At 33.0% G+C, this 26,959-nt stretch carries 27 protein-coding genes and 4 tRNA genes; 11 read left to right on the plus strand and 20 right to left on the minus strand.

Annotated elements, in window-relative coordinates; genetic code table 11:
* Nucleotides 1–160 precede the first annotated feature (160 nt).
* Nucleotides 161–3,526: a T9SS-dependent choice-of-anchor J family protein gene (locus BLP44_RS17690; protein ID WP_244511804.1), complete on the plus strand. Its 3,366-nt coding sequence runs from the start codon at nucleotides 161–163 to the stop codon at nucleotides 3,524–3,526.
* Nucleotides 3,527–3,576: 50 nt separating this feature from the next.
* Here the strand turns inward: BLP44_RS17690 and BLP44_RS17695 are convergent, their stop codons facing one another.
* Genes BLP44_RS17695 through BLP44_RS17715 form a run of 5 tightly spaced genes read right to left on the minus strand, consistent with a single transcriptional unit; the run spans nucleotide 3,577 to nucleotide 7,648 of the window.
* The gene (locus BLP44_RS17695) at nucleotides 3,577–4,086 is read right to left on the minus strand and encodes a MepB family protein (protein WP_066033721.1); all 510 of its coding nucleotides are present in this window, start codon (nucleotides 4,084–4,086) and stop codon (nucleotides 3,577–3,579) included.
* A 25-nt stretch (nucleotides 4,087–4,111) separates the two neighbouring features.
* Nucleotides 4,112–5,767, minus strand: coding sequence for a hypothetical protein (locus BLP44_RS17700; RefSeq protein ID WP_091134831.1), 1,656 nt, complete (start codon nucleotides 5,765–5,767; stop codon nucleotides 4,112–4,114).
* Nucleotides 5,764–6,327, minus strand: a complete 564-nt coding sequence (locus BLP44_RS17705) for an RNA polymerase sigma factor (protein WP_316928756.1) — start codon at nucleotides 6,325–6,327, stop codon at nucleotides 5,764–5,766. Before BLP44_RS17705 ends, BLP44_RS17700 begins: the two co-directional genes overlap by 4 nt.
* A 39-nt stretch (nucleotides 6,328–6,366) precedes the next feature.
* Nucleotides 6,367–6,765, minus strand: coding sequence for a hypothetical protein (locus tag BLP44_RS17710; protein ID WP_091134902.1), 399 nt, complete (start codon nucleotides 6,763–6,765; stop codon nucleotides 6,367–6,369).
* Between the two features lie 7 nt (nucleotides 6,766–6,772).
* Nucleotides 6,773–7,648, minus strand: coding sequence for a protease complex subunit PrcB family protein (locus BLP44_RS17715; RefSeq protein ID WP_091134833.1), 876 nt, complete (start codon nucleotides 7,646–7,648; stop codon nucleotides 6,773–6,775).
* Between the two features lie 182 nt (nucleotides 7,649–7,830).
* Between BLP44_RS17715 and rmuC the strand changes: the two genes are divergently transcribed.
* The 4 genes from rmuC to BLP44_RS17735 all read left to right on the plus strand — a co-directional run bounded on the left by rmuC (nucleotide 7,831) and on the right by BLP44_RS17735 (nucleotide 11,143).
* A complete protein-coding gene (gene rmuC, locus BLP44_RS17720) occupies nucleotides 7,831–9,204 on the plus strand; it encodes a DNA recombination protein RmuC (RefSeq protein WP_091134835.1) in 1,374 nt (457 codons plus the stop codon).
* Between the two features lie 88 nt (nucleotides 9,205–9,292).
* A complete protein-coding gene (locus BLP44_RS17725) occupies nucleotides 9,293–9,841 on the plus strand; it encodes an acyl-CoA thioesterase (RefSeq protein WP_008464890.1) in 549 nt (182 codons plus the stop codon).
* Between the two features lie 42 nt (nucleotides 9,842–9,883).
* Nucleotides 9,884–10,279: a VOC family protein gene (locus BLP44_RS17730; RefSeq protein ID WP_008464891.1), complete on the plus strand. Its 396-nt coding sequence runs from the start codon at nucleotides 9,884–9,886 to the stop codon at nucleotides 10,277–10,279.
* Nucleotides 10,280–10,576: 297 nt separating this feature from the next.
* On the plus strand, nucleotides 10,577–11,143 hold the full coding sequence (locus BLP44_RS17735; protein WP_035691290.1) for a YceI family protein: 567 nt from the start codon (nucleotides 10,577–10,579) through the stop codon (nucleotides 11,141–11,143).
* A gap of 3 nt (nucleotides 11,144–11,146) precedes the next feature.
* Here BLP44_RS17735 and BLP44_RS17740 read toward each other — a convergent pair whose 3' ends face one another.
* Entirely contained in the window at nucleotides 11,147–12,058 is a 912-nt protein-coding gene (locus BLP44_RS17740; RefSeq protein WP_091134837.1) for a TIGR01777 family oxidoreductase, read from the minus strand.
* A gap of 98 nt (nucleotides 12,059–12,156) precedes the next feature.
* Between BLP44_RS17740 and BLP44_RS17745 the strand changes: the two genes are divergently transcribed.
* Entirely contained in the window at nucleotides 12,157–12,816 is a 660-nt protein-coding gene (locus BLP44_RS17745) for a TetR family transcriptional regulator C-terminal domain-containing protein (RefSeq protein WP_066033725.1), read from the plus strand.
* On the plus strand, nucleotides 12,816–14,120 hold the full coding sequence (locus BLP44_RS17750; protein WP_091134839.1) for an ABC1 kinase family protein: 1,305 nt from the start codon (nucleotides 12,816–12,818) through the stop codon (nucleotides 14,118–14,120). The genes BLP44_RS17745 and BLP44_RS17750 overlap by 1 nt, the downstream gene beginning before the upstream one ends.
* A 215-nt stretch (nucleotides 14,121–14,335) precedes the next feature.
* On the opposite strand, the gene BLP44_RS17755 is transcribed toward BLP44_RS17750, so the two are convergent.
* From BLP44_RS17755 to BLP44_RS17790, 8 genes are all read right to left on the minus strand, one after another.
* Nucleotides 14,336–15,631 (minus strand): cryptochrome/photolyase family protein, encoded by a 1,296-nt coding sequence (locus BLP44_RS17755; RefSeq protein WP_091134841.1) that lies wholly within the window; start codon nucleotides 15,629–15,631, stop codon nucleotides 14,336–14,338.
* A 149-nt stretch (nucleotides 15,632–15,780) separates the two neighbouring features.
* Entirely contained in the window at nucleotides 15,781–16,248 is a 468-nt protein-coding gene (locus tag BLP44_RS17760) for an SRPBCC family protein (RefSeq protein WP_066033728.1), read from the minus strand.
* Between the two features lie 42 nt (nucleotides 16,249–16,290).
* A complete protein-coding gene (locus BLP44_RS17765; RefSeq protein ID WP_008464900.1) occupies nucleotides 16,291–16,731 on the minus strand; it encodes a sterol desaturase family protein in 441 nt (146 codons plus the stop codon).
* 188 nt (nucleotides 16,732–16,919) lie between these two features.
* Nucleotides 16,920–17,759: a phytoene/squalene synthase family protein gene (locus tag BLP44_RS17770; protein WP_091134843.1), complete on the minus strand. Its 840-nt coding sequence runs from the start codon at nucleotides 17,757–17,759 to the stop codon at nucleotides 16,920–16,922.
* A 3-nt stretch (nucleotides 17,760–17,762) separates the two neighbouring features.
* On the minus strand, nucleotides 17,763–19,229 hold the full coding sequence (locus BLP44_RS17775) for a phytoene desaturase family protein (RefSeq protein WP_091134846.1): 1,467 nt from the start codon (nucleotides 19,227–19,229) through the stop codon (nucleotides 17,763–17,765).
* A 39-nt stretch (nucleotides 19,230–19,268) separates the two neighbouring features.
* Nucleotides 19,269–20,168, minus strand: a complete 900-nt coding sequence (locus tag BLP44_RS17780) for a MerR family transcriptional regulator (RefSeq protein WP_008464906.1) — start codon at nucleotides 20,166–20,168, stop codon at nucleotides 19,269–19,271.
* Nucleotides 20,169–20,379: 211 nt separating this feature from the next.
* On the minus strand, nucleotides 20,380–20,880 hold the full coding sequence (locus tag BLP44_RS17785) for a tetratricopeptide repeat protein (protein WP_244511805.1): 501 nt from the start codon (nucleotides 20,878–20,880) through the stop codon (nucleotides 20,380–20,382).
* A 202-nt stretch (nucleotides 20,881–21,082) separates the two neighbouring features.
* A tRNA-Lys gene (locus tag BLP44_RS17790) sits at nucleotides 21,083–21,155 on the minus strand.
* A gap of 454 nt (nucleotides 21,156–21,609) precedes the next feature.
* On the opposite strand from BLP44_RS17790, the gene BLP44_RS17795 reads away from it, so the two are divergent.
* Entirely contained in the window at nucleotides 21,610–22,044 is a 435-nt protein-coding gene (locus BLP44_RS17795) for a hypothetical protein (RefSeq protein WP_091134852.1), read from the plus strand.
* A 10-nt stretch (nucleotides 22,045–22,054) separates the two neighbouring features.
* Nucleotides 22,055–22,423 (plus strand): hypothetical protein, encoded by a 369-nt coding sequence (locus BLP44_RS17800; RefSeq protein ID WP_139159217.1) that lies wholly within the window; start codon nucleotides 22,055–22,057, stop codon nucleotides 22,421–22,423.
* Between the two features lie 158 nt (nucleotides 22,424–22,581).
* Here the strand turns inward: BLP44_RS17800 and BLP44_RS17805 are convergent.
* The 3 genes from BLP44_RS17805 to BLP44_RS17815 form a co-directional block, all read right to left on the minus strand.
* Nucleotides 22,582–22,664, minus strand: a tRNA-Leu gene (locus tag BLP44_RS17805).
* 43 nt (nucleotides 22,665–22,707) lie between these two features.
* Nucleotides 22,708–22,780, minus strand: a tRNA-Lys gene (locus BLP44_RS17810).
* A gap of 40 nt (nucleotides 22,781–22,820) precedes the next feature.
* Nucleotides 22,821–22,893: transfer RNA gene (locus BLP44_RS17815), tRNA-Lys, on the minus strand.
* Nucleotides 22,894–23,019: 126 nt separating this feature from the next.
* On the opposite strand from BLP44_RS17815, the gene BLP44_RS17820 reads away from it, so the two are divergent.
* Complete coding sequence (locus BLP44_RS17820) at nucleotides 23,020–23,538, plus strand: shikimate kinase (RefSeq protein ID WP_091134856.1); 519 nt, start codon at nucleotides 23,020–23,022, stop codon at nucleotides 23,536–23,538.
* Here BLP44_RS17820 and BLP44_RS17825 read toward each other — a convergent pair.
* Both BLP44_RS17825 and BLP44_RS17830 read right to left on the minus strand, forming a co-directional pair.
* Entirely contained in the window at nucleotides 23,530–24,030 is a 501-nt protein-coding gene (locus BLP44_RS17825; RefSeq protein ID WP_091134903.1) for a phosphoribosyltransferase domain-containing protein, read from the minus strand. The two genes, BLP44_RS17820 and BLP44_RS17825, sit on opposite strands and share 9 nt — an antisense overlap.
* 128 nt (nucleotides 24,031–24,158) lie before the next feature.
* Entirely contained in the window at nucleotides 24,159–24,557 is a 399-nt protein-coding gene (locus BLP44_RS17830; RefSeq protein WP_008464910.1) for an RNA-binding S4 domain-containing protein, read from the minus strand.
* A gap of 79 nt (nucleotides 24,558–24,636) precedes the next feature.
* Here BLP44_RS17830 and BLP44_RS17835 point away from each other — a divergent pair, with 79 nt between their 5' ends.
* Complete coding sequence (locus BLP44_RS17835; protein WP_091134858.1) at nucleotides 24,637–25,779, plus strand: BamM family beta-barrel-assembly machinery protein; 1,143 nt, start codon at nucleotides 24,637–24,639, stop codon at nucleotides 25,777–25,779.
* A gap of 197 nt (nucleotides 25,780–25,976) precedes the next feature.
* Here the strand turns inward: BLP44_RS17835 and BLP44_RS17840 are convergent, their stop codons facing one another.
* On the minus strand, nucleotides 25,977–26,930 hold the full coding sequence (locus BLP44_RS17840) for a transketolase family protein (protein ID WP_066033734.1): 954 nt from the start codon (nucleotides 26,928–26,930) through the stop codon (nucleotides 25,977–25,979).
* Between the last annotated feature and the right edge of the window lie 29 nt (nucleotides 26,931–26,959).

The following is a 26,959-nucleotide window of genomic DNA, read 5'->3' on the forward strand; positions in this document are numbered from 1 at the left end:
AACATTAAGTTTATGGTTTTGTAATATTCCCTTAACTTTAAAGACGATAAATTTGAACTCTAAAAACTCTATTTTTTAACGTATGAAAAACAATTACTCTTTTCGTCATTTAATGACTTTTTTAGGTTTTCTCTATTGCTTTGCGTTAAATGCGCAAACAATGCCATCCCCTCAAGACGTACCTTATTTCCAAGATTTTAACTTATTGCCAATAACATCTACTTCATATTCTGATATTCCTGGTTTTCAAGGTTGGAATGCAAGCACTCCGACAAGTTCGACTTTGCCTACACCTTCATCTTTTACGACTACAATTACCTCGGATAAAACTATGACTACTGGTGGTTCAGCTACTTCTGCTGGTGGGAATATTTATAATTTCAATCAAAAAATAGGTTTTTTAAATGCAGGAAGTTATCTGGATCAATCAATAGTACTTGCTTTAAATACAAATAACGATACTGGAATACAAGTGGATTATAATGTATTGGTAATTCGTAATCCATATGTTTCAGGAACTTCTAATAATCGTATTAATGAGCTAGCTTTACAATATCGTGTGGGAGAGACAGGAAATTTTATAACCTTATCAGAAACTTTTTTTCAGAATAATACAACTACACGCACAAAAGAAACCGATCCTCTGCAAACAGGGCATATAAGGGTAACGTTGCCTGCAGAATGTGATAATAAGCCAATAGTTCAAATACGATGGTTAACAAGGCAAGTTTCAGGACAGGGTTCTCGTCCTTCTTTTGCAATTGATGACATCGATGTTAAAAAAGATATTTATGCTCCAACAAATGTTTCAGGATATCCAAAAGTTGCTAATATTTTAGGTGATAGTTTTGATTTTATTAATAAAATAGATGAAGTTGGAAAAACATATTATGTATTGTTGCCAGCTGGAAGCGCTGAACCAACAATTGCACAGATAAAAACGGGTCAGGATTCAAATGGAACTGCAGCACTACAATCAGGAATTTTTGATGTAACAAGTTCTGCTCAAGAATATATTAAAAGTTTTACAGGATTACCTTTAAGCACGGCATATTCTATTTTTTCTATCTCAGAAGATATTGCTGGAAATGTTCAGGCATCGGTTAATAAAGTAGATGTGACAACGCTAAATGTTATGCCTCCTGCCATATTTCCATCAATTAATACATTAAACTTAGGAGGCACTGAACCAAATTTTGATCCTTTAATTAAAAGCTATCAGATTGGAGCTTCAGATCTTACTGCGAATGTAGTAGTTAATGCATCAGGAAGTTTTACTATTTCAAAAGATAATACTTCGTTCTCATCAACTTTATCATTTATTCCAGCTGATTTCGCTTCTAATGCAACGCCAACAGTTTATGTAAAATTCACCCCAACTTCTGTTGGAAGCTTTACAGGTACAATAACTCATGAAACAACTGGAGGTACAACCAAAACAGTTAATTTAACAGCTCTTGGAGTAAATCCTCTTGTACAGAATTTTGACGATGCAAATGTTTTTGCAAATAGCAAATGGTCTCAATATAATGAAGCAGGCCCAATAAACAAATGGGCTTACACGAATCAGTCGCGTAATGTGAACTCAGGTACTGGTGCCGTTTTAATGAATGGATTTTCGGATAATGGTGCTAGTAAAGATTGGCTGATTTCTCCAAGATTACGCTTAGATGGTTTTACTCAAATTCCATTATTATCTTTTTATTCTCGTCAATTTTACGATGGTCCATCTTTAAAATTAATGGTTTCAACCAATTATGATGGAGTCAGTGACCCAAATACTGCAACTTGGACACCGATAAACGGAAGATTTCCGCAAGAGACAGGAAGTTATGTAAAATCTGAATATATAAATTTATCAGCTTATAAGACAGATCATACGTATTTGGCTTGGGTTTACGAAACCACTTCTGGTGGAAATGGTAATGCTGCGGAATGGTCTTTTGATGATTTTGCTATTATTGATGAATCAAAATATGTGGATTCTAACCCTCGTTTAGATTTTGCGGATGTAAGTCCAAATTCGGTTTCTGCTAGTCAAACTTTTGTTTTTGCAGCAGCAGGCTATGGAGATATCACTATTGCGGCTCCCGCTTCATACGAATTGTCATTAGATAATATTTCGTTCGCATCAAGTATCATTGTTCCTTCTGCAGATGCATTAACGGGAAAAACAGTTTATGCAAGATTTGCTCCAACTACCAAAGAGCCAACTATTTCTGGTGCTTTAACTGTTACAGGAACCTCTTTAAACAAAGAAATAGGTTCATTTACTGGATCTTCTATATTAAAAGCACATACTTATGATGTAGTGAGTTATAATTTAGAGTTTTTTGGAACAGATGCTAAAGATGCAACTGGTAAAGAATTTGGACCAACAAATGATGCGCTGCAAATAGAAAACGTGGCCAAAGTAATGAACAAATTAAACGCAGATGTTTATGTAGTTCAAGAAGTTTCTGATGAGCCAGCATTAGATGCGTTAATTCAAAAAATTAGTGTTAACGGAAAAACATTCGATAAGACAATCTCAACTTCTTGGTCTTACTCATTTGAGCCTTTAGATCCCTATTTTCCGCCCCAAAAATTGGTTGTAATTTACAATACCCAAACCACTACTGTAAAAAGTACAAAAGTGTTATTTAAAGATTTATACGATCAAGTTCGTGCTAATACTGTAGTTTTACCAGGTTATCCGGGAACAGATACTCCACAAAAAAATGATGATAGCTTTTTCTCATCAGGACGTCTCCCTTATTTGGTTCAGGTTGAGGCTAATGTTGGCGGAATTAAAAAAGAAATTAACTTAATTGATCTTCACGCACGTGCAAATAGCGGAACTGATATTTCAAAATACAATCAGCGCAAGTATGATATTGACTACCTAAAAGATGCGCTAGATGCTGAATATCCAGATTCAAATTTAATACTTTTGGGAGATTTTAATGATGATGTAGAAGCATGGGTAGGAAATGTAAACACACCATCATCTTATCAGAAATTTGTTGACGATACAGCTAATTATAATGCTTTAACTTTAGAAATTAGTAAAGCTGGTGCTTATAGTTTTTTAAGTTCACAAGGATTTTTAGATCATATTTTAATTTCAAATGAATTGAATGATGATTATATTGAGAAGTCAATTGCAGTTTATGATCCAAGAAATGATATTGCAAATTATACCACAACAACTTCAGATCACGGGCCAGTAATTGCTCGTTTCGAATTAAAACAAGACGTGCTTTCTACGCCAGATTTTGGAAAAAACAAATATTTTGTAAAAGCATATCCAAATCCTGCTGCAGACGTGTTGAATTTTGATGTGAAAACAACGCAGGGAAGAGATCTAAAAATCAGGTTATACGATTTTAATGGTCGTGCTATTGGAAATCCAATTAGTGTTAAGAATGAATCTGAAGTTAGCACAGCAGTTGTTGCGGTTGGCAATCTAGTTTCAGGAGTTTATTTTTATACAGTTACGGAAAACAATAAGGTCATTTTTAAAGATAAAGTCATTAAGAAATAATAGAGATTTTCTATAAAAACGAAAGGCAGTCTATTTTAAGACTGCCTTTTTTATATAAATACTTTTTTTAGTTTCTCGATATCAATTTTACTTTCCTCTGAAAAGTTAAAAAAATAATCCAACTGCCATTTTTGTGTTTTCTGTGCCTGTTTGCTTGTGGTTTCATCCCAAGGCGGATAAACTCTCGTTGCTCTGATTCCTTCTTTCTTTTCGGTAGAAAAAATGCCTTTTTCTAATAATGTCTTTTTCGGAAAAATAAACTGTCCCCAGTTCTCATCTTTTCTAACGTTCACAATCACAAAATCAATATTTTCTGAATAATCAAAAGGTTCAATCATTCCTGATCGATTTCGTTTCCATAAAGTAACAAACTGCCCAGTTTTGGTTGGGGTAATTTTTGCTTCTCTATAGCAGATGTTTTTATTATTTAATTGAAAACGAAATGCGCTATATTCTTCGCTTTCGCTTTCCTTTTGAAAAGAGGTTATTTGCAAATCAGCTTTCTTAAAAATGCCTTCTTTGCTCAATACTAAATCACGAGATGCGATACTAAAATTCATTTGCGAAAATTACTGCAAATTCAATTTAGAAAGAAACATTCAGTCCAAAATTTAATCCCCATTGAAACTGATTGAATGACTGGCTGTTTAGCGGATTGATATAATAATTTACAGCAGGTTCAACAAAAACATTGGTCTTTTTGTACACGCGATATTGAACAGTACTGCTCAAAGTAGAACCATAAACATAATCATTGGCGTTCATGTTTTCTCCAATGGAATGCCCATCTAGAGCCACATTATTAGAAATTAATTTACCTACAAAACCTCCAGTATTTAAGTTGATGCTAGCTTTATTTTTATTAAAAACAGAATAAGAAACCTCAAGAGGCATTTCTACATACCTTAAATTTTGATCTAATTTACCTGTTTGTACGTTTTCATTTTTCATAGCTTCTTTCGTGCTATTCGAAATCAAAAGATAATCTTGTCTTGACGGATCTGATGACGCAACTGGACTACTGTCGGCATAGGAAGCGGCAGGAGCAAAAAAAGCATTGTTTTTGACACTTACGTAAGATACATTGGCAACGCTTTGTCCCAATTCGCTAATTTTTAATCCAGAACCTACAGCCCATTTTTTGTTAATGCTGTATTTTGTTTTTACACCATAAGAATTAGATTGTTTAGAATCGTTTACGTTTCCTAATGTTTTTTCGTTTTTCGTATTTTCAGAACTTGCTACACCAGCAAAAACCGCAACTGCCCATCTTTCTTTTTTATTGATCAGATTGTCCTTTTTTTCTTTTTCTTCTTTTTCCTTTTCAGGAGTTAAAATTCCTTTTTCTAAATTTTGAAGCTCGGCCAACTGCATAGAGTCTGTTTTGCTCAAACTGTTAGTAATTTTAAGATCGTCCTTTATAATAACTGCTTTATCAGTTCGCTTAGTCTCATTTTTATCGGAAACTGAATTTTTCGAATTGTATGCGTTGCTGTTTGCAAAAGAGTTGTTTGTAGAATAACCTTGATTATTAAAAGCAATATTTTTATTGTTTTTTGGAGAAAGCTGTTCTTCAAAAATAGAATTTGAAAGCTGTTTTTTTGCTGTAGAATTAAATTTGCTTTGTTTCCCAAATGCAATTCTTTCTTCTGAAATTCCTTTATTTGAAGATTTTATATGGTTTTCTAAAACAGATTTTTTGGAAGATTTTAGAATCGACTTGTTTTCTGATGAACCAAAATTTTGATACGCAATAGATTGGTTCGGAGCATTTGCAGGAACCGTTACATTAGATTTCGAATCTTTTTTACTGCTTTTGTTCTTAGAGTTTGTTTCTGCTACAGAAGTCTCTTGGACTTGAATTCCTGATTCATTATTGAATTGATTATTCGTATCATTTCCATTTAAAGAATCTATTTTTTTGTCAGCATTTTTAGTTCGGTCTAATTTTCTATCGTTAGAATTATCGTTTGTGTTTTTGTCAAGAACAATACTATTTCTGCTGTTTTCTAAATCGCCATTGTTAATATTTGTGTTTTCAGATAAATCGGTAAAATGTAAAATTGAAGGCAGAAGCAACCCTAATAATAAGCATGCAGCAGCCGACCACCAAAGAACAACTCTCTTCTTCTTTTTAGGTTTGTCTAATTTTTCTTCAATCTGACTCCACAATTCTGGAGGCGGAACACTCGAAAAGTCTTCCATTGATGAAAAAATATCTTCTATTTTTTGCTTCTTCATGCTATCTTAAAATTTTTTATGCTCAAAATTCGCTTTTGTAATATGTGTTTGGCGCGATTTAAATTTGATTTTGATGTTCCTTCGGAGATTTTTAATAGTTCGGCGATTTCTTTGTGTTTCATTTTTTCGAAAACATACAAGTTAAAAACCGTCCGGTATTGATCTGGTAAATCTCGAATGTATTCCAGCAGTTTTTCCTGTTCTATCGGAATAGCTTCCAGTTCCTCTTCTTCTATAAAATCGGTATCGGGATCAAAAACATCTAAAAAGAAACTCTCTTTTTTCTTTTTGTTTAAAGTTTCGATGAGTTTATTAATAAAAATCCGTTTGAGCCAGCCTTCAAAACTTCCTTCAAATTTATACTGGCTTATTTTCTGAAAGGCAATTACAAATGCTTCCTGAAAAACGTCTTTCGCGTCATCTTCGTTCTTCATATATTTCAAACAAATACCATATAAAACAGGAGAGAACAACTGATAAATTTTCAGTTGTCCCTCCCTGTCATTTTTAATGCACAGTTTGATATATTTTTCTAACTCGTCTTTCAAGAAATGGTTCAAATTTGATTTTGCAAAAATAGTTCTAAATAGCTTACAAAACTATCTTTTAAAAATAGTTCGAGTACCGTCTTGACTGTTGCTTACAATGGTTAGGTTTTGATTGTCAAGGTTTTCTATGACGTAAGTTTTGCCTTCGAACGTAATTAGATCATGTTCTGACTGATCAAAATATCCCTTTCCTTTTTCTATCTGATAAGCACTATTTCTAATCTCCACATTGTTTTTATAAGTAATAACTCTTCCGTTTTCGGTAAAGATAATTTTCTTAGTAAATCCTATTGTTTTTGGTGTTGCAACATAAGGATTGTCAGAACCACCGATAGATTTTTCCCATATCCAAGTGTTTACTATTGATCCTGCAGCGTCTTTAGAATCATTTACAGAAATCACTGACGTAAAAAGAAAACAGATAATAAAAGATAAAAAGAGTTTCTTCATAATCATGTTATTTTAAACTTGTAATTTTTTCCTGAATCGCTTTTTTGAAAAGTTTTATTTCTGCACTTTGGTCTGAAGTGTCATTGTTGTCGATATAAACTTTTGTAACGCTTGCACCTTGACGCAGTTCAAAATAAATTCCGCCTTGATCTGCAGCATCTGGAGAACCGTAGGTTTTCGTCTGTCCTTTTAAAGCCAAGATTTCAGCAGGAACGCTTTTTAATAATAAAGTATATTCACCTCTTTTAATTGTTGGAGTATATTTGTATTGGTTAAAATCATATTGTCCAGCTCCAACATTTAAGAATTTTAAAGTATTATAATCGTTAATCTGATAGAATTTTTGGCAGTCTGCACCAGTACATTGATTGTAGAAGCTTCCAATAATCATGTTGTCTGCACTTTCAACTGTTTTATTAAAAATCATTCCTTTTGTTGTCTTCGGAATTAAAACAAAATCTGAAGGATAAGTAGGAGCTTGTGTTACGTTCTCTCCAACAGCAGGGGCTTTTTCGTAGTAATTCACAACGATTTCGCAATTATTTTCTACGATAGAGCTAATCACGATATCATAACCACTTGTAGGTTTGGCACCAGCGAAAAGACCAACTAAATATTCTTTTGTAAAATCAATATTTGGATCACTGGCAACTGGACAATTGTTTGCGTGTTTTGTAAAATACTCATCCATTTTTTCTTGAGAAGCAATAATAACTGCGGCAGGATTATTAGGCTGAGATTTTACACTATAATTGCATAAGAAAGGAAAACCAGTAAAATTTACAACTGTATTAGCTCCGCAATCTACATAGTTATTTCCATCATTAAGAGAACAAGCACTGAATCCAAAGGCTACAAATAAGCCAAGTATTAATTTTTTCATAATTATTTTAATAGGTTTATATTTTGTAGATAGCACATTTAAAAAAAGGTTGCGTTGAGGTTTAATTTTTTTTTAAATAAAATGTTGGTTTAGTTGGATTTGAAAATGAATTAGTGAAATTTCTACTTTAAAAATTAAGTACTACGTATTATTGAGTACTTTTACGTAAAACAAACTTAGTTATGTCTGATTATTTACCGTTTTTATTAGGATTCGTTGTGGCGCTTTTTGTGGGCATCTACGTAGGCAAAATGCTTTCTGCATCAAAGTTTCAGTCAGAAAAAGCTATTTCTGAGGAACGATTAAATGCATTAAGTGGTCAATTGCAAATGCTAAAAGAGCAATTTGAAAATGAAAAAAGTAACTTTCAGAAACAACTTCAGTTCAATATTTCTGAAAAAGAAAATATTCGTACAGAAAAAGACAGTTTAGCAATTCAGCTTTCTAAAAAAGAAGTAGATTTTGAAAATTTATGGGAACGCCATAAAGAACAAAAAAGCGAAATTAATGAGCTTCAGGAAAAATTTACTAAAGAATTTGAAAATCTGGCCAATAAAATTCTTGAAGAAAAATCGGCAAAGTTTACCGAACAAAATACTGTAAATATGAAAAATATCCTGACGCCTTTGCAGGATAAAATTCAGATTTTCGAACAGAAAGTAGAGCAGACACATAAAGAAAGCATCGATTATCATGCGGCGCTTCGTCAGCAGATTATTGGTTTGAGCGAAATGAACGCACAAATGAGCAAGGAAACCTTAAATCTTACTAAAGCATTAAAAGGAGACAGCAAAATGCAGGGAAATTGGGGCGAATTGGTGCTGGAGCGTGTTTTGGAAAAATCGGGATTAGAAAAAGGAAGAGAATACGAAGTACAGCAGAGTTTTACCAATAGTGAAGGAAACCGCGTTTTTCCAGACGTGGTAATCAATCTTCCCGACGGTAAAAAAATGATTGTCGATTCTAAAGTTTCGCTTGCCGCTTATGAAAAATGGGTAAACGAAGAATCGGAACTTTTAAAAATAGAATTTCTTAAAGAACACGTTATTTCTATAAAAAGACATGTTGAGCAGTTGGGCAGTAAAAATTACCACGATTTATATCAAATGGAAAGCCCAGATTTTGTTCTTCTTTTTATTCCGATGGAACCCGCGTTTGCCATTGCATTAAACGAAGATCCAACCTTATACACTAAAGCTTTTGACCGAAATATTGTCATTGTAACACCAAGCACGCTTTTGGCTACTTTGCGAACTATTGACAGTATGTGGACCAATCAGAAACAACAGGAAAATGCCTTAGAGATTGCGAGACAAGCGGGAGCTTTGTATGATAAATTTGAAGGTTTTGTAACCGATTTAGTTCGAATTGGAAACAAAATAAAGGATACCAAAACAGAATACGAAAGCGCTATGAATAAATTGGTTGATGGAAAAGGAAACCTGATTTCGAGCGTAGAAAGATTGAAAAAAATGGGAGCAAAGGCTAAAAAGTCACTTCCTGAAAATATTATTGCAAGAGCAGCGAGTTCAGATGAAAATGAATTATTGAATTAGAAGAGAAAGTAAAAAGAGAAAAGACACAAGAAAAAAGACCAACCTAATATAGAATACAACTAATCAAAAAAATACCAAAAACAAAAACATGAGTACAGATTTTAAACCCGTTTCTTCATCAAAAGTTAGTATATCAGAATTAATGTTGCCATCGCATACTAACTTTAGCGGAAAGATTCACGGAGGATATATTTTACAATTACTAGATCAGATTGCTTTTGCATCGGCATCAAAATTCAGTGGCAATTATTGCGTAACAGCTTCTGTAGATACGGTAAACTTTCTGAAACCTATTGAAGTTGGAGAATTGGTAACTATGAAGGCTTCTGTAAATTATGTTGGAAGAAGCTCCATGATTGTCGGCATTCGCGTAGAAGCAGAAAATATTCAGACAGGAGTTATCAAACATTGCAATTCGTCTTATTTTACAATGGTTGCTAAAGATAAAGAAGGCAAAAGTGTTCAGGTTCCAGGATTAATCTTGTCAAATTTGGAAGAAGTACGCCGTTTTAGAAAGGCAATAAAACATATCGAAGTTAGAAAAGAAGTAGAAGAACATGAAAAATTGGCCAATATAAATTCTATTGAAGATTTGGCAAGTCTAGAAAAATATAATGTGCTTCTAGAAATCAGCTAAATTTTCTTATATTTAGTTATTACATATTAAATATTAGAAATTATGGTCAAGTTTGGATATACAATTTTATACGTTGAAAATGTCGAAGAATCTATCGCGTTTTATGAAAATGCTTTTGGTTTTTCGAGAAAATTCGTCACGCCAGAAGGCGATTATGGCGAATTAATTACAGGAGAAACAACACTTTCGTTTGCTTCGAAGAAATTAGCTTCAAAAAGTTTACCCGACGGGTTTATTGAAAGCAGTCTAGAAGATAAGCCTTTTGCTATAGAAATTGGATTTATAACAGAGAATGTTCCTGAAGTTTTGCAGAAAGCAACTTCTTTCGGCGCAGTTATAGTTTCAGAACCTGTAGAAAAACCTTGGGGACAAATCGTGGCTTATGCAAGAGACTTAAACGGTTTTTTAATTGAAATTTGCACAGAGGTAAAAGCATAGAAATTCGTTGTCAAAAATTATGGTAAAGACCCTACGAGACAAAATATTGATTCACACCACATTTTGTTCCGTAGGGGCTTTTTTCACAATCCTTTAATGCGGCAAAAATTCACAAATTTTTAGCATTACTCTCAGAACTTTTAATAGGGAAATTTCGTAACTTTAAGTGTAATTATTGGGTTACGGAATTTTTTCACTGAGTATTGCCGTTCAATTTTCAGATTATTAAAATCTGATTTTTCATTTTCTTTTAATCAGAACAAATTGAATGACATAATTGTTTAAATGCAGACGATTATGAAAACAACTACTTTATTATTTTTACTTTTTACCGCCTTTTCTGTCATTGCCCAAGACAAATTTTTCACTAATACAGGCACCATAAATTTTGAAGCCTCTGTTCCTTTGTATGAAGAAGTGAAAGCAGTAAATAGACAGGTTGCTATACTTTTAGAACCTAAAACAAGTACTTTTATTTGTACTGTTGTCATCAAAGATTTTCGCTTTAAATTGAATCTAATGCAAGAGCATTTCAATGAAAACTACATGGAAAGCAATCGCTATCCTAAAGCCATATTTAAAGGGAAAATTCAGAAATTTGATTTAAAAGATATTACTGAAGTCGCAAAACAATATGAGATTAAAGGGAAACTTAATTTACGCGGAAAATCAAAAGAGATTGTGGTGAACGCTTTGATTAAAAGAGTTCCAGAAGGAATCCAGATCATTTCAGATTTCCCAATTGCAGTATCCGATTTTAATATTCATATTCCAACTCCGATAGCTTCAAAAATTGCACAAACGGCCAATACAGAACTAACGGGCATTATTCGCAGCGATGAGACTATGCTGACTTTAAAATAAAAGTTATTTTATACAATTAATAAGCGTCTTTTCTAAATCAGTAAATTGAAACTCAAAACCGGTTTTTTGAATTTTCTCTGACGAAATACGCTGTCCCGTTAATACAGCTACGCTCATTTGTCCCAGCATAATCTTTAATACAAAAGGGGGAACTTTAGGCAACCATATACTATAATCATAGAGTTTAGCCAGAGTTTTAGAAAATCGGGCATTTGTTGTATTGTCTGTTATGCAGGCGTTGTATGGGCCTTCCAGTTTGGTATCTTCAATGCTTTTTAAATAAATCTGGCATAAATCTTCAATATGAATCCAAGGGAGATATTGTTTGCCAGAACCCAAAACAGCGCCAAAACCAGATTTAAATGTGGGAATCATCTTTTTTAGAAAACCTTCGTTTTTGCCTAAAACGATACCAGTTCTAATTTTGACTGTTCGAATATGTAAAGAAGCGATTTTATCTGCGGCATTTTCCCATTTTTGGCAAGTAATGCCTAAAAAATCATCGGCTGGGGCAGTGGTTTCAGTACAAATATTATGACTGGTTATAGCGCCATAAATTCCGATTCCTGAAGCAGAAACAAAGGCTTCTAGTTTTTTATTGTTTTTCTCTAAAATTGAATAAATCATTTCAACAGGTCTAACACGACTCTCTATAATGGCTCTTTTACGTCTTTTAGTCCACCTTTTTTCGACGATTCCTTCGCCAGCAAGATGAATAATGTAATCGGCATTTAGAATTGCATTTTTGTCAATATAGTTTTTTTTGATGTCCCATTTGTAATACGTAACTCTTGGAGTATCTTCTCTATCAAATCGGCTCAGGACAGACACAGAAAAACCTGCTTCGATCAGGACATCTGTCAAATGTTTTCCAATGAAACCACTTCCACCTGTTAATAGAACATTTTGAGCCATAATAGTTTATAATATATTTAACAGTCTAACTTGTTTAAGGATTAGTAAAGATAATTAAACAATGTTTACCTTTATGGCAAATTCTAAATTTTAATAAGATGGCGACTAAAAAAAAGGTAATTACCAAAGATGATATCGTTTCAAAATATATGGAAGAAGTTCTGGAAAAAGGACAAAAGCCTAAATCGGTTTATCATTTTGCCAAAGAAAATGATTTTACTGAAGCTGAATTTTATGCTTTTTTTGGAACATTAGAAGGTTTAGAAAAAGAAATATTCAGACTGTTTTTTGAAAATACAGTCACTCTTCTTCACAAGAATGAAGAATATCAGGGATATGATATGAAGAATAAAATGCTGAGTTTTTATTTTACTTTCTTTGAAATCCTCACTGCCAATAGAAGTTATGTTTTGCAATCGCTTAAGATTGACAGAAATCCGCTTAAAAATTTAGTGCAGTTAACTACGCTACGAAATAGTTTTAAAGAATATGTTTCTGAAATCTTGACAGATGATTACAGATTAGAACAGGAAAAGTTTCAGAAGTTTCAGGAAAAAGCCATTCAAGAATCGTCTTGGCTGCAATTAATGCTGACTATTAAATTCTGGATGGAAGATGAATCTCCTGCTTTTGAAAAAACCGATATTTTTATTGAGAAGTCAGTTAATGCCTCATTTGAGTTGATGAATGTGGCGCCAATGAACCATCTGATAGATTTCGGAAAATTTTTGTTCAAAGAAAAAGTATATAGCAGATAATGAAAACAATCGATTATATTCCGACCTCAAAAATAGAAAGAGCAGGAAAATTGGTTCAAACTGGGGCTAAAATTGGTGTAAACTACGTAAAACATTATGCCGAAAAGATAGTAAATCCCGATTTGACCAGAGATAAACTAAACGAAAATAATGCAGAAGATATTTATGACGGACTAAAAAGCTTAAAAGGAAGTGCACTAAAAGTAGCACAGATGTTAAGCATGGATAAAAACTTTCTTCCGCAAGCTTATGTAGAAAAGTTCTCTTTATCTCAGTTTTCTGTTCCACCACTTTCTGCTCCGTTAGTTTTAAAAACTTTCAAAGGCAATTTTGGAAAAACGCCATATGAAATTTTTGACGAGTTCAATCCAAATTCTGTAAACGCAGCAAGTATTGGTCAGGTGCATTTGGCGAAGAAAGGAGATAAAAAGCTAGCCGTTAAAATTCAATATCCAGGTGTTGCCAATAGCATTTCGTCAGATTTGGCTTTGGTAAAACCAATTGCTATCAGAATGTTTAATCTGCAGGGGAAAGATTCTGACAAATACTTTAAAGAAGTTGAAGATAAACTGATTGAAGAAACCAACTATTTGTTGGAGTTAAAACAAAGCCAAGAAGTAGTTGACGCCTGCAGTAAAATTGAAAATATCACTTTTCCGAATTACTATCCTGAGTTTTCGTCAGAGAAAATCATTACGATGGATTGGATGACGGGAATTCATCTTTCTGAATTTACAGCTACAAATAAAGATCAAGAAGCTGGCGACAAATTAGGTCAAGCACTTTGGGATTTTTATATGTATCAAATTCATGTTTTACGAAAAGTGCACGCAGATCCACATCCGGGAAATTTTTTGGTAGATGATCAAAATAAATTGATTGCTTTGGATTTTGGTTGTATGAAACAGATTCCAGAAGATTTCTATACGCCGTATTTTGAATTGATTAATAAAAATGTCATTACAGACGAAAAACTTTTCAATCAAAAATTATTCGAATTAGAGATTCTTAGAACAGATGATACACCAGCAGAAATTGAATATTTTACCGAAATGTTTCATGATTTGCTGTCGCTTTTTACAAAGCCTTTCCAAAACGAAACTTTCGATTTTGCCGATGAGGAATTCTTCAACGCGATTGCCCAATTAGGAAAACGTTTCTCAGAAGATACAAACTTGAAAAAAATGAATGGGAATCGAGGCTCAAAACATTTTATTTACATGAACCGTACTTTCTTTGGTTTGTACAATTTAATGTTTGATTTGAAAGCCAAGATTGTGGTTGATAACTATTTGAAATACTAGAAGTTTAGAAATTCCAATTTTATATGCATAGGCCTTTGTTAAAGTTTCAAGCTTTGACAAAGGTTTTTTTAGTTTAGTTTGTCATCCTGAGGAACGAAGGATCACACTTGCAAATCGACAAAAGTTGGCGACATTCTGTGCGGAGTTTCTAGTGTGATCCTTCGTTCCTCAGGATGACAAAAATGAGTATAAATCTAAAACCTAAAACAAAAACTTTACTTCAAAATCCCAGCCTTGTAAGTCGCAATTGCTCGATCTCTAGCAAAGGCATGATCAATCATTGGTTCATTATAGCCAAAATCAAATTCTGGAATCCATTTACGGATATATTCTCCTTTTGGGTCAAATTTCTGCTGCTGAATTTCGGGATTAAAAACTCGGAAATAAGGAGCAGCATCACAACCAGTTCCTGCAGCCCATTGCCAGTTTCCTACGTTTGAAGCCAGTTCAAAATCTAAAAGTTTTTCGGCAAAATAAGCTTCGCCCCATCGCCAATCGACAAGCAAATGTTTGCATAAAAAGCTCGCTACAACCATTCGAACGCGATTATGCATATAGCCCGTTTCGTTTAACTGACGCATTCCAGCATCAACCATTGGATAACCTGTTTCTCCAGCACACCAACGTTTGAAATCATCTTCGTTATTTCGCCATTGAATTCCGTCGTAATTGGATTTGAAATTATGATTTACGCAATTCGGAAAGCTAAACAAAATCTGAATAAAGAATTCTCTCCAGATGAGTTCGCTTAAAAAAGTCTGATTTTTTCGGTTTGCCCAGTTTACCAATTTGCGAATACTCACAGTTCCAAAACGTAAATGCGGAGAAAGATAAGAAGTGCTGTCTATAGCGGGAAAATCTCGTGTTTCTTTATACTGGGCAATTTGTGTTAAGTTGTGCGGCTTGACTTTTATATCGCTTCTTTCAAAACCAATTTCGGCTAAATCAGGAAAAGTAAATTTATTTTTTGCGAAATTGCTGTGAAACGGAACAGAGTCATATTCCGTAGTCGAGCCTAAAAAATGGTATTTCTCCAACCATTTATTCTTATATGGAGTGTAAACCGTATATGGGTTTCCATCTGCTTTTGTGATTTCTTTTTCCTCAAAAATAACATGATCTTTATAAAAGAAAGTTTCAATGTTGTTTTCTTTTAATAAAGCAGTTATCGCTGTGTCGCGTTTGATGGCAAAAGGTTCATAATCTTTGTTAAAGAAAACCGATTGAATATCAAATTCTTCCGTAAGTGATTTCCAAACGTCTTTTGTTTTCCCTTTTTTTATTAAGATAGAAGAATCGAGTTTATTTAATTCTGAATTTACATTTTGGAGTGAATCATAAATAAAAGTCACTCGAGCGTCATTTTTCGGCAGACGGTCCAAAATATCATCGTCAAAGATAAAAAGAGGAACGACAGGAAAATTAGACTGTAAAGCATGAAATAATCCTGTGTTGTCTTCTAAACGCAAATCACGTCTAAACCAAAATAAAGTAACTTTTTGTTTTGTCATTGGTTTGTCTTAATAAAAATAATTTTAAAGGTTTTTATTTCGAATCAAATAGCTCGGAAAGGCGCAAAGTCACAAAGCAATTTTTCTCTTAAGCCTTTGTGAAAAAAAATTGCGACTTAGCGTCTTTGCGAGATTAAAAAAACTGCGATTTATTTTTTAGAATTAAATAATTCTTCGATTTTATTAAATCTATAATCGAAAATCCTTTTCAGTTTGTTTTTTACAACTAATTGATTCATGATTCTGCCTAGAATTCCAAGTGGGAGAGCATAATGAACTATGTCAGTCATTTTTGTTCCGCCATCTGGTGTTGGCTCAAAGAAATGTTTATGATGCCACAATTTGTAAGGCCCAAATTGCTGAATGTCTACAAAATACTCGTTTTCTTTGCAAGCCGTAATTTCGGTAACCCAAGACATTTTGATTCCGAAAAGGGGTTTTAAGGTGTAAGTGATAATTTGTCCATGATACATGCGTTTGCCGTCATAATCCTGAATTTGGAAATTCATATTATCAAGCGTAATGGTTTGCAAGTTTTTTGGATCGGAAAAAAAATCCCAACAGTTTTCTACACTTGCATTGATATGCTGTACGGTTACTATCTTGTGTAATTTCATAATCACAAATCTTTCTTGAAACACTAACGTGTTCAAATAATGCTACATTTTATAATATTTAAAGGGAACGAATAGCATTCCAAAACATTCTCCTTTTTCTTTGCCTAAATGTTTGTGGTGTATTTTATGCGCTTTTCTAAGTCCGATGAGGTATTTGTTTTTAGTGTTTTTAAACCATTTAAAACGTTGATGGATTAATACATCATGAATTAGAAAATAACAGACTCCATAAAGTGTGATTCCGCAGGCTATAAAAAACAAATAATTGAATCCGCCCTGAACTCCAAAATAAAATAAGACAATGCTCGGAATGGCAAATATGACAAAGAAAATATCGTTGCGTTCAAAAGTATCTTCATATTTCGGCTGATGATGATCGGCATGAAAATACCACATAAAACCATGCATCACATATTTATGAGTTAGCCAAGTAACACATTCCATGAACAGAAAAACGCTTAAAAAGATTAAAAAAGAAATCATTTTTATTAATGTTGATGTTTTAAAATTATCGTTTTATTGTTTTTGAGTTTAGCTTTGAATTATAAAAGATTGACTCAAAAAGATTGACTATTTTGGTTTTAAGTCTGCGATTCTCTCAATCTTGTCATTTCTCCTAGTCGAAATGACAAACTGTTGGCTTTTATTGAGAACTCGATAACTGAATAAGATTACACAAGTTTCAATTTATAAGTCACAAAAGACTGCGCTAATAGTCCTGCTTTTGTATAATTAGAAACTCGAATTCTAGAATTTCCAATTTCGTAATAAGGCGTATTTTTTAGCTTTTTCAATAATTTTTTATAATAAACATAAGCCGTATAAACACCGAATTTTGCTTCAATAGGCAGTTTTACAATTCCCTGATAAGCAATTCTGAAATCTTCTTCAATTTCTTTAATGATTTGTGTTTTAGAGTCTTCTGTGAAATTATTCAGATTTACACCTGGGAAATAAGTTCTATTCAGGATGGTACTGTCATCTTTTAAATCTCTCAGGAAATTTACTTTCTGAAAAGCCGAACCTAAACGCATAGCTTCATTTTTCAATTGTTCGTATTTGTGCTCTTTTCCAGAAACAAAAACTTTCAAGCACATGAGTCCAACGACATCTGCAGAGCCGTAAATATAATCTATATATTCAGCTTGTGTTTGATAATTGGATTTGATCAAATCCATTTTCATGCTTTTTAAAAACGCCTGAACCAAATCATCAGTAATATTATATTCTTTTACAGTCTGCTGAAACGAATTTAAAATAGGATTTAAACTGATGCCTAATTGCATTGCTTTATAATATTCTTTTTCAAAATCTTCAATGAGATATTCTTTTTCATAATCATGAAAAGAATCTACAATTTCGTCAGCAAAACGAACAAATCCGTAAATACTGTAAATAGCATCACGAATGCTTGGCGAAAGCATTTTAACAGCAAGCGAAAAGGAGGTGCTGTAATTTTTGGTAACCAATTTGCTGCATTTGAAAGAAACGGCGTCAAATAGTGATTTCATTTTTTAAGATCTAAAAGATTTTTGAATTAATTCAGCTGCTAGTTTTCCTGAAATTAAAGCAGGCGGAACACCTGGACCAGGAACAGTTAACTGTCCTGTAAAATATAGATTCTTGACTTTTTTGCTTTTTAATTTTGGTCTTAGAAAAGCAGTTTGTAATAGAGTATTGGCCATTCCGTAAGCATTTCCTTTATAAGCGTTATAGTCGTTTACAAAGTCATTTTTGCAGAATGATTTCTTAAAGATAATGTTATTTTTAATTTTTTGCTGGGTAAGTTCCTCAAAACGAGTAATTATTCTCTCAAAATATTCTTCTCGTAGTGCTTCGTTATCTTCAATTCCAGGTGCAAGCGGAATTAAAAAAAATCCAGATTCCATTCCGTCTGGCGCTGCAGTTTTATCTGTTTTTGATGGAAAGTTAGCGTAGAATAAAGGTTCTTCTGGCCACTTTGGCTGATCGTAAATATCTGCTGCATGCTGATTGAAATCGACATCAAAAAATAAAGCATGATGCGAAATGTTTTCTAATTTTTTATCGAAACCTACAAAAAATAGGAGTGAGGATGGAGCAAAAACTCTGTTTTCCCAATATTTTTCGGAATACATTCTGTGTTCCTTTTCGAGTAATGTTTCAGAATGATGATAATCAGCTCCGCTAAGAACAACATCAGATTTTATGACTTTACCATCAATGACGATTCCAGTTGCTGTTTTATTCTCAACAATTATTTTTTCAATTGATGAATTGGTTTGGATGGTAACGCCAAGTTCCAAAGCGAGTTTTTCGATTCCTCGAATAACATCAAACATTCCAGTTTTAGGATGCCAAGTCCCTAAGCCGAAATCGGCATAATTCATAAAATTGTAAAATGAAGGCGTTTTACTCGGTTTTGCTCCAAGAAATAAAACGGGAAATTCGAGAATCTGAATTAATCTTTCATTTTTGAAAGTTTTTCGAATATTGGCGCTTACATTCTTGAAAAACTGATTCAGTTTTAATGCTGTTTCTTTTGTGATTAATTCAAGCGGAGAAATTCCCGGACGATAAACCAAATCCTTTATGGCAATGTCATAATTGCTTTTGGCTTGATCAATAAAATTTTGCAGCTTTTCGCCGCTTCCTTTTTCTATGGTTTCAAAAGTATATTTTATTTCTTCCAAATTATCATAGATGCTTATAAAATCATTGATTCCGAAATAAACCCTATAGGCTGGATTTAATTTTATGAGTTCGTAATAATCAGAAGGTTTTTTATTGAAATCCTGAAAAAAGCGTTCAAAGACATCTGGCATCCAATACCAGCTTGGCCCCATATCAAAAGTGAAACCCTTTGCTTTAAACTGTCTTGCGCGCCCGCCAATTGTACTGTTTTTTTCGTAAACAGTAACCTTGTTTCCTTGTTGGGCAAGGTAACAAGCGGCTGCTAAAGAGGAGAAGCCTGATCCTATTATTTGAATTGTTTTTCTCATTTGTTTAACAAATATAAGAAAAACTTAAACAAAAATAAATTAAAGCATGTTAATAGTTTCTTCCATAGAATCAAAAATTCGAATTCTGTCTGTGAGGATCGTCTGGTCTATATGTTCCACCATTTTACCCATAAGCCAGATTTCGTTGTTTTCCTGCAGTAGTTTTTGCCCCATAGATTTTACATATTGATTGATTACGCTTCTATCTGGTTGAACAGTCATGAAAGAAACAAATGTGATATTCTCAAAATGTTTTGTTAAGTCCTGTAAGTTTTCAATGGGCATACTTTCTCCGAGATAGATGGTTTTGTAACCTTTGTCAAGGATTTCATATTGCAGATATAACAATCCAATTTGATGGATTTCGTTTAGCGGAAGCGATAAAACAAAAATTCGATCAGTTTTGGTTGGTTTTCTAATCTGTAGGCTTTCTGTGTAAATCAATATTTTCTGCTTAATTAAATGACTCATAAAATGTTCATTAGCAGGAGTAATGGTTTCAGATTGCCATAATAATCCCAGCTCTTTTAAAAGAGGTAAAAAATGTTCTTTAAAAACTTCTTTAAACGTTTTTTCTGTAATAAGCCAATCGAATGTATTGAAGAATAATTCTTGGTCGAAGTTCATCATCGCCATTTTAAAAGAAGTAATGGCGTAGTTTTGAGAATTTTTCTTTGAAATTATTTCGCGTACCAATTGTGGTATCTTTTCTTCAGGGTATGTAGCGATTTTGGAAATCTTATATCCGTATTCGTGCAGCAACGTAATGTTTAAAAGTTTCTGCAAGTTATGAAGATTGTAAAATCTGATATTAGTATCAGTTCGCATAGGTTCAAGGATATTGTATCTCTTTTCCCAGATGCGTATGGTATGCGCTTTTATTCCAGATAAGTTCTCAAGATCTTTAATGCTGAAAACAGTTTTTATATTGTTTATCATTTTTTGCGATTAAGTCAACAAATGTAAAATAAAATCTTAGATTGGGGCTTAAAACTACATTAAAAAGATAGAGAATTAGAGGTTTACGTATTTAAAATATATTTTTTACCTAAAATCAGGTATATAATTCTTAAGAAATATATTACTTTGGTAAAAAAGAAAGGTCTGCATGTTTTTAATATGCAGACCTTTCTTTGAGATTTTGAGTTCGTTATTTGCAAAAAGTGGCTTTATTTTTTATAGCGCTCTGGCTTCCAAGTTCAATTGCTTTAGTAAAATCTTTGCAAGAGTTTTTCTTGTCTCCAATTTTGTTGTAAGCCAAACCTCTTAAGTTGTAAGCTATATAATCTTTTGGGTTTAAGCCTAAGGAAGAGGTGCAATCCTCAATAGTGCCTTGATAATTCTGTAGTTTGTAGTTGACATTTGCTCTGCCTGTAAAAGCATCAGCATTCATGCTGTCCAGTTCGATTGTTTTGCTAAAGTCGGCTTGAGCTCCTTTTAAGTCGTTTAGCTTGAATTTTGCTACACCGCGATTCTGATAAGCTTCAACGAATTTAGAATTCATGCTAATGGCTTTTGTGTAATCGGCGATTGCGCCTTTGGTGTTGCCAGCTTCAGCTTTTTTCATGGCTTTGTCAAAATAGCCCGTTGCAGATTGTGCACAGATAGAGCAAGTCATCATTATAAATGATGCTAATAGTAGGTTTTTCATAAAACTAATTTGGGATTAGTGATTTAATTATTTCTCAACGAATTTAAGAAAGTTTTTATGTTGTAAGAGGATTTTCTTTTTAAATAATGTTAGTAAATAAAAGAAATATTAAGGAAAGTTAAAGAGGAATAAAGTGGTTCTCTTAGTTTTGAAATTTCTTTAAAAAGAAAAAGGCCAAGTAAAATAATTACTTGACCTTTTGTGACCCGACTGGGGCTCGAACCCAGGACCCCATCATTAAAAGTGATGTGCTCTACCGACTGAGCTATCGAGTCGTCATTTCTTCAATGAGGGTGCAAATATAAGGACTTATTTTAGCTTATTGGCTGTTTTTTGAAACGAATTTTAAATTAATTTCAATAAAAAATGTAAAACATTATTTTACAGTAAAATAGCTTTTTCTGTAGTGACCTTGGCGGTACAGAATTCGAACCATTTATTGGAAGATCTAGAGATTTTGAATAAAATCTAAATTTTAGATTTTATGAAAATTCATATTTATTTCAAATCTTATCTCTTATTAATAAAACAACTATGAAGTTTTTTTATAGCACTTTAGATCTCATTTTCATTAATTATTAACGAAGCATCGAGTTCATTTGATGTGTTACAAAGAATTATCAATATATTTGATTTAAAATTAAGTATTACGTTATCGAGCATATGTACCCGAAATGGGGATGACTTATATGACTATGTCATACAAATATACAAGTTAGTGGTAATTTTATGAACATATACAAAAGATATAAACTAGCAAAAGAAGATTTCCATAAACATAAGAAAGGAAGTCTATATAATGCCACAAAGAGTGCAGAATCCCTCTTCGATATTATGTACGAACTTGAAAATTATAGCAAAGATCAAAATCAAAGTTATCTACTTGCTAAAATTTATTATGAATTAGGCTGGAAATGGGAATGTAGAAAATTTATTAAAACCCATTTATCCTCAAACAAATTAAATTACTTAAATAAGTTGAAATGGAAACATCTATTAAATAAAGTAGAAGATTTATTTAAAGTGAGTCATTATAAATTAGTTGAATATAGAGATTTAAGAACTGCTAAAAAAAGAAATCTACCTCAAACATTATTGAGAAACGACTTTATATTTAATGAGGAAGTATATTTTTATTATAGTAAGTATAAAATCAGACTTTAATGATATAATATTGTTAAATAAAAAAGTATTAAATGAAGAGGTTGAATTTAGTATAGAAAAAGAAAGTAGCATTACTAAATTTATTGAAAAAACAAACTCGCATTTATCTTGGATAAATAATTCCCATAAAGATTTAATTAATTACTATAATGAAAATTATCAACAAATTTTGAGTAGAATAGGCCGCTTAGACTATGGTAAAGCTAACGATGAATGGTATGATGGATTAAGAGTAGATAGTGTAGGCTTTCATTATAATAGTAATGAGAAGTTAGAAGGTTTTTATACAATTTATGATTATTATAATATGAATTCTGGATTTCATATTGACACTTTAGATAATTCAATTGTAGACCTATATTATAATACTGATTTATAAAAAATAACCTATTAGCAAAAACGATATACCTGACGGGGTTCGAAACTAAATTGCTTGTAAACACTGACCTTTGTAAAAATCAAAAAATACCGCAACGATTTTCAAACCATAAAAAAGCCTGCAAAATATACATTTTAAAGGCTTTTTAAATTTTATAGTGACCATGGAGGGATTTGAACCCTCACGCCCTTGCGAGCACCACCCCCTCAAGATGGCGAGTCTACCGTTTCTCCACATGGCCTAAAAAGAAAAAAGGTCGAGTAAAATAAATTACCCGACCTTTGTGACCCGACTGGGGCTCGAACCCAGGACCCCATCATTAAAAGTGATGTGCTCTACCGACTGAGCTATCGAGTCATTACTTTCAAGAAATTTAATTTGTTAATCACAAAATTTGTGACCCGACTGGGGCTCGAACCCAGGACCCCATCATTAAAAGTGATGTGCTCTACCGACTGAGCTATCGAGTCATTTAATTTCTTGAATGCGGGTGCAAATATAAGGAGTTTTTTTTGAAGTTTCCAAGCTATTTTATCATAAATTTGTCTTTTTTTTGGAAAAATCTCCAATTGCTTAGTTTATAAGGTTTTATTAATATGAAAAAAATTGTACTGTTAGGTTACATGGGTTGCGGAAAGTCAACAATCGCCCAAAATTTGTCAAAAATTACAAATATTCCGTTCTTAGATTTGGATAAATGCATCGAAGAAAGAGCAAATTTATCCATAAATGAGATTTTTGAGAGGCATGGTGAAGTCTATTTTCGAAAACTTGAACATGAAATGTTTGTTGAATTGCTGCAATCTTCTGAAAATAATATTATAGGACTAGGAGGAGGAACTCCATGTTATGCCAATAATCATGAATTGTTAAAAGGGGAAGGTGTTACCTCTATATATTTAAAAGCATCAATTGATACCTTATATAATAGATTGGTGCATAATAAAAGCAAACGTCCTTTAATTGCTAATATGAATGAAGAAGAAATGAAAGAGTTTATCGCGAAACATTTATTCGACAGAAGTTTCTACTACAATCAGGCAAAACATAAGGTTTCGGTAGATAATAAATCTGTCGAAGAAACGGTTCAAGATATTTTAGAAATCTTAGCTTAGAGAAGCATAATCGCCGTTTTCTGAATTGAAAACTACTTGAACATGCTCTAATAAAGATGTTGAAAGTGAAATTCCTTTAAAATCGGCCTTTACAGGATATTTTTTGTGGTTTCGGTCAACAAGTACTGCTGTTTTGAATTTTTTAAGCGGAACGTCTAAGAAATGACGAACAGCATATATTAATGTAGTGCCTGAATTTAGTACATCGTCAACCAAAACAAGTCCTTTGTTTTTGTATTCCTCAGGGCTTAATGAAGTTTGTATAGCTTCTTGCGGATTTTGTTTGTTTACTTTTACTTCGCAGATAGAAACCTTTAAGGTAGAAATGCTGCTAAGTGCCGAAGCAATTTTTTCGGCAAAAACAAATCCGTTAGAAGCAATTCCTGCAATAACAACTTCTTCTTCGTCAACAAAAGTCTCGTAAATTTGATAAGCGATACGTTTTATTTTATGTTCGATTTCCTGATGGGTTAGGATAATATTGCTGCTCATGGTGTTTTTTTTGCTAAGGTAAATAATTTTAAACTCCAATTTTAAAAATTCCAAATTCCAAACTTTGTGAAGCAAGAATGAAATTGTGAAATTCAAATTTATCGTATTTGGAATCTGGGATTTGAAATTTAATTTTCATCATGGTCTTCCTCGTCATCGTAAAATTCGTCTCCGTAGTCGTCAATGTCTCTTCTGTCCTTTTTAGTTGGACGACCTGCACCTGTTCTTCTAGAATGCTCTTTCGATAATTTTAGCATCTCCAAATGTGCAAAAGCTTCTGGTGGAGTTTCGTTTTTTTGATATAAATCAACCAATTTTGCTCCTACACGATTTTGCGGAATATCTAAAACTGTTATAATCTGTGTAATTTGATCTTTTCTAAACGTAATTCGGTCTGTAGGAAAAACTTCTTTTGAAGGTTTTGCAATCTGCCCATTTACAGTGATCTGATTCTTTTTGCAAGCTTCAGTAACCATGTTTCTGGTCTTGTAATAACGAACGCACCACAAGTATTTATCTATTCTCATAATTTTTCTAAAATCCAAGTTAAATTCTTTACAAAAATAAATCAATATTGTATCTTGCGCACCTAAAAAAATGATAATAATGAATAAATTTAAATATTATTTTGTTTTGTTACTTGCTGGTCTTGCTATCGTTTCTTGTAATAAAAGTGATGATGATGAGCTAGAGGTTGTTCCTTTAAGAGATTATGCCGAGCAATATAAAGCAGATAATGATTCGATTGTAAAATATTTAAAGACAAATTATATTGAAGAGGTTACGGCAGATTTTGATATTAAAATATCAAAAATTCCAGCTGGCGGAACACAGACTTCTATTTGGGATCAGACAACTTATCCATTAGAATATAGAGATGTTTATAACCATGATGTTACCTACAGAGTTTATTATTTGACTTTGAGAAAAGGTGTTGGTGATGCCCCATGTAATTTTGATGAGGTTACGGTTTCTTACACAGGATCGCTTTTAAATGGTACTCAGTTTGATACATCTTACGGATTGGCCCGTAATTTCAATTTGAATGTCTATGCTACAAATGGAGTCATAGATGGTTGGGGAGAGATCATGCCGAAATTTAAGGTAGGAACTCGTAATCCAGCGGGTGATGATGGAACTATTACATATAATGACTATGGGGCAGGGGTGATGTTTTTACCTTCTGGATTAGGTTATTATGGAAATCCTAATGAAGATATTCCAGTATATTCACCTTTGGTGTTTAGTTTTAAATTATTTGCTTTAAAACGATCTGATCTTGAATATAGTGCTTCTGCACAAGCAACTGTAGGAGATGGTGTTCCAACTTATTTGGAGGATGTTAATGGTGATGGCTATGTGTATAATCACGGGGATACGGCAAGATATCCTAATATGCCAAAAGAATTAATAGATGATACTGATGGGGATGGAATTCCTGATTTTTTAGATTTTGATGATGATGGTGATGGATATACAACTAGATTTGAAATTGAGAAACCAGCAGGCGCTCCAGTAACTGGTGTTGGTTTATACTATCCTTATGATCCAATAGGTGATAATCCTGATACTCCAAACATAGATGAAAGTGAATTGTGGGGTATTCCGAGAAGACCAACGGGAGAGCTTACTGATCCTACGAAACCGGAGTCAATTACAAATCCTCGAAAATTTGTTCCAGAAGATTATACAACACAAGGACGATTAAGGATTCATCTTGATAAAACGTATCCTTATCAAAAAAATTAAAAAAAAATACAAAATATTGAAGCCTTGGAATTTACATTTCAAGGCTTTTTTTATAAATAATTTGCCCTAAATGAATATTTGCTAAGTGGACAAAAAAATGCTGGACAATAGTTTATAAAGCTTTATTTTAATAAAAGGCAATAAAAAAACCTCGAAATGTGAATTTCGAGGTTTTTTTATAAGTAGAAAGTTTAAAATTACTTTCTTTTAATTACTCTTTCTACAGCTTCAACAATTGCTTGATTGTTTAATTTGTATTTTTCCATTAATTGCTCTGGAGTTCCAGATTCTCCAAAACTATCTTGTACTGCTACAAATTCTTGTGGAGTTGGATTGTTTAATGCTAATACTCCTGAAACGCTTTCTCCAAGACCTCCAAGGTAGTTGTGCTCTTCTGCAGTAACTACACATCTAGTTTTAGCAACTGATTTAAGAATTGCTTCTTCGTCAAGAGGCTTGATAGTGTGGATGTTGATTACTTCAGCAGAAATTCCTTTTTCTTCTAATTTTTCAGCTGCGATAAGGGCTTCCCAAACTAGGTGTCCTGTTGCGATAATTGTTACGTCAGTTCCTTCGTTTAAAAGAATAGCTTTTCCGATTACGAATGGTTCGTCAGCAGGAGTAAAGTTAGGTACAACTGGACGTCCGAAACGTAGGTATGCAGGACCGTGGTGGTCTGCTAATGCAATAGTTGCAGCTTTGGTTTGGTTGTAATCGCAAGTGTTGATTACAGTCATACCAGGCAACATTTTCATTAAACCGATATCTTCTAAGATTTGGTGTGTAGCTCCGTCTTCTCCTAAAGTTAAACCTGCGTGAGAAGCGCAGATTTTTACATTTTTATCTGAGTAAGCCACAGATTGACGAATTTGATCGTAAACTCTTCCTGTAGAGAAGTTAGCAAAAGTTCCTGTGAATGGAATTTTTCCTCCAATCGTTAAGCCTGCAGCGATTCCAATCATATTTGCTTCTGCGATTCCGATTTGGAAAAAGCGCTCTGGGTGATTTTTTTTGAATTCATCAAATTTTAATGATCCAATTAAGTCAGCACATAATGCTACAACATTCTCGTTTTTTTGACCTAATTCAGTCATTCCCGCTCCAAAACCAGAACGAGTATCTTTGCTTCCTGTATTTTCGTATTTTTTCATTTTATTTTTTGCTGTATGCAATAGGCAGT

It is taken from the genome of Flavobacterium anhuiense, from assembly GCF_900101855.1.
Taxonomy (GTDB): domain Bacteria; phylum Bacteroidota; class Bacteroidia; order Flavobacteriales; family Flavobacteriaceae; genus Flavobacterium; species Flavobacterium anhuiense.

Bases quoted from the DNA above. Each gene is read 5' to 3' on its own strand.
- BLP44_RS17690 (WP_244511804.1), top strand. From the start codon at position 161: ATGCCATCCCCTCAAGACGTACCTTATTTCCAAGATTTTAACTTATTG.
- BLP44_RS17695 (WP_066033721.1), bottom strand. From the start codon at position 4,086: ATGAATTTTAGTATCGCATCTCGTGATTTAGTATTGAGCAAAGAAGGC.
- BLP44_RS17700 (WP_091134831.1), bottom strand. From the start codon at position 5,767: ATGAAGAAGCAAAAAATAGAAGATATTTTTTCATCAATGGAAGACTTT.
- BLP44_RS17710 (WP_091134902.1), bottom strand. From the start codon at position 6,765: ATGAAGAAACTCTTTTTATCTTTTATTATCTGTTTTCTTTTTACGTCA.
- BLP44_RS17715 (WP_091134833.1), bottom strand. From the start codon at position 7,648: ATGAAAAAATTAATACTTGGCTTATTTGTAGCCTTTGGATTCAGTGCT.
- rmuC (WP_091134835.1), top strand. From the start codon at position 7,831: ATGTCTGATTATTTACCGTTTTTATTAGGATTCGTTGTGGCGCTTTTT.
- BLP44_RS17725 (WP_008464890.1), top strand. From the start codon at position 9,293: ATGAGTACAGATTTTAAACCCGTTTCTTCATCAAAAGTTAGTATATCA.
- BLP44_RS17730 (WP_008464891.1), top strand. From the start codon at position 9,884: ATGGTCAAGTTTGGATATACAATTTTATACGTTGAAAATGTCGAAGAA.
- BLP44_RS17735 (WP_035691290.1), top strand. From the start codon at position 10,577: ATGAAAACAACTACTTTATTATTTTTACTTTTTACCGCCTTTTCTGTC.
- BLP44_RS17740 (WP_091134837.1), bottom strand. From the start codon at position 12,058: ATGGCTCAAAATGTTCTATTAACAGGTGGAAGTGGTTTCATTGGAAAA.
- BLP44_RS17745 (WP_066033725.1), top strand. From the start codon at position 12,157: ATGGCGACTAAAAAAAAGGTAATTACCAAAGATGATATCGTTTCAAAA.
- BLP44_RS17750 (WP_091134839.1), top strand. From the start codon at position 12,816: ATGAAAACAATCGATTATATTCCGACCTCAAAAATAGAAAGAGCAGGA.
- BLP44_RS17755 (WP_091134841.1), bottom strand. From the start codon at position 15,631: ATGACAAAACAAAAAGTTACTTTATTTTGGTTTAGACGTGATTTGCGT.
- BLP44_RS17760 (WP_066033728.1), bottom strand. From the start codon at position 16,248: ATGAAATTACACAAGATAGTAACCGTACAGCATATCAATGCAAGTGTA.
- BLP44_RS17765 (WP_008464900.1), bottom strand. From the start codon at position 16,731: ATGATTTCTTTTTTAATCTTTTTAAGCGTTTTTCTGTTCATGGAATGT.
- BLP44_RS17770 (WP_091134843.1), bottom strand. From the start codon at position 17,759: ATGAAATCACTATTTGACGCCGTTTCTTTCAAATGCAGCAAATTGGTT.
- BLP44_RS17775 (WP_091134846.1), bottom strand. From the start codon at position 19,229: ATGAGAAAAACAATTCAAATAATAGGATCAGGCTTCTCCTCTTTAGCA.
- BLP44_RS17780 (WP_008464906.1), bottom strand. From the start codon at position 20,168: ATGATAAACAATATAAAAACTGTTTTCAGCATTAAAGATCTTGAGAAC.
- BLP44_RS17785 (WP_244511805.1), bottom strand. From the start codon at position 20,880: ATGAAAAACCTACTATTAGCATCATTTATAATGATGACTTGCTCTATC.
- BLP44_RS17795 (WP_091134852.1), top strand. From the start codon at position 21,610: ATGAACATATACAAAAGATATAAACTAGCAAAAGAAGATTTCCATAAA.
- BLP44_RS17820 (WP_091134856.1), top strand. From the start codon at position 23,020: ATGAAAAAAATTGTACTGTTAGGTTACATGGGTTGCGGAAAGTCAACA.
- BLP44_RS17825 (WP_091134903.1), bottom strand. From the start codon at position 24,030: ATGAGCAGCAATATTATCCTAACCCATCAGGAAATCGAACATAAAATA.
- BLP44_RS17830 (WP_008464910.1), bottom strand. From the start codon at position 24,557: ATGAGAATAGATAAATACTTGTGGTGCGTTCGTTATTACAAGACCAGA.
- BLP44_RS17835 (WP_091134858.1), top strand. From the start codon at position 24,637: ATGAATAAATTTAAATATTATTTTGTTTTGTTACTTGCTGGTCTTGCT.
- BLP44_RS17840 (WP_066033734.1), bottom strand. From the start codon at position 26,930: ATGAAAAAATACGAAAATACAGGAAGCAAAGATACTCGTTCTGGTTTT.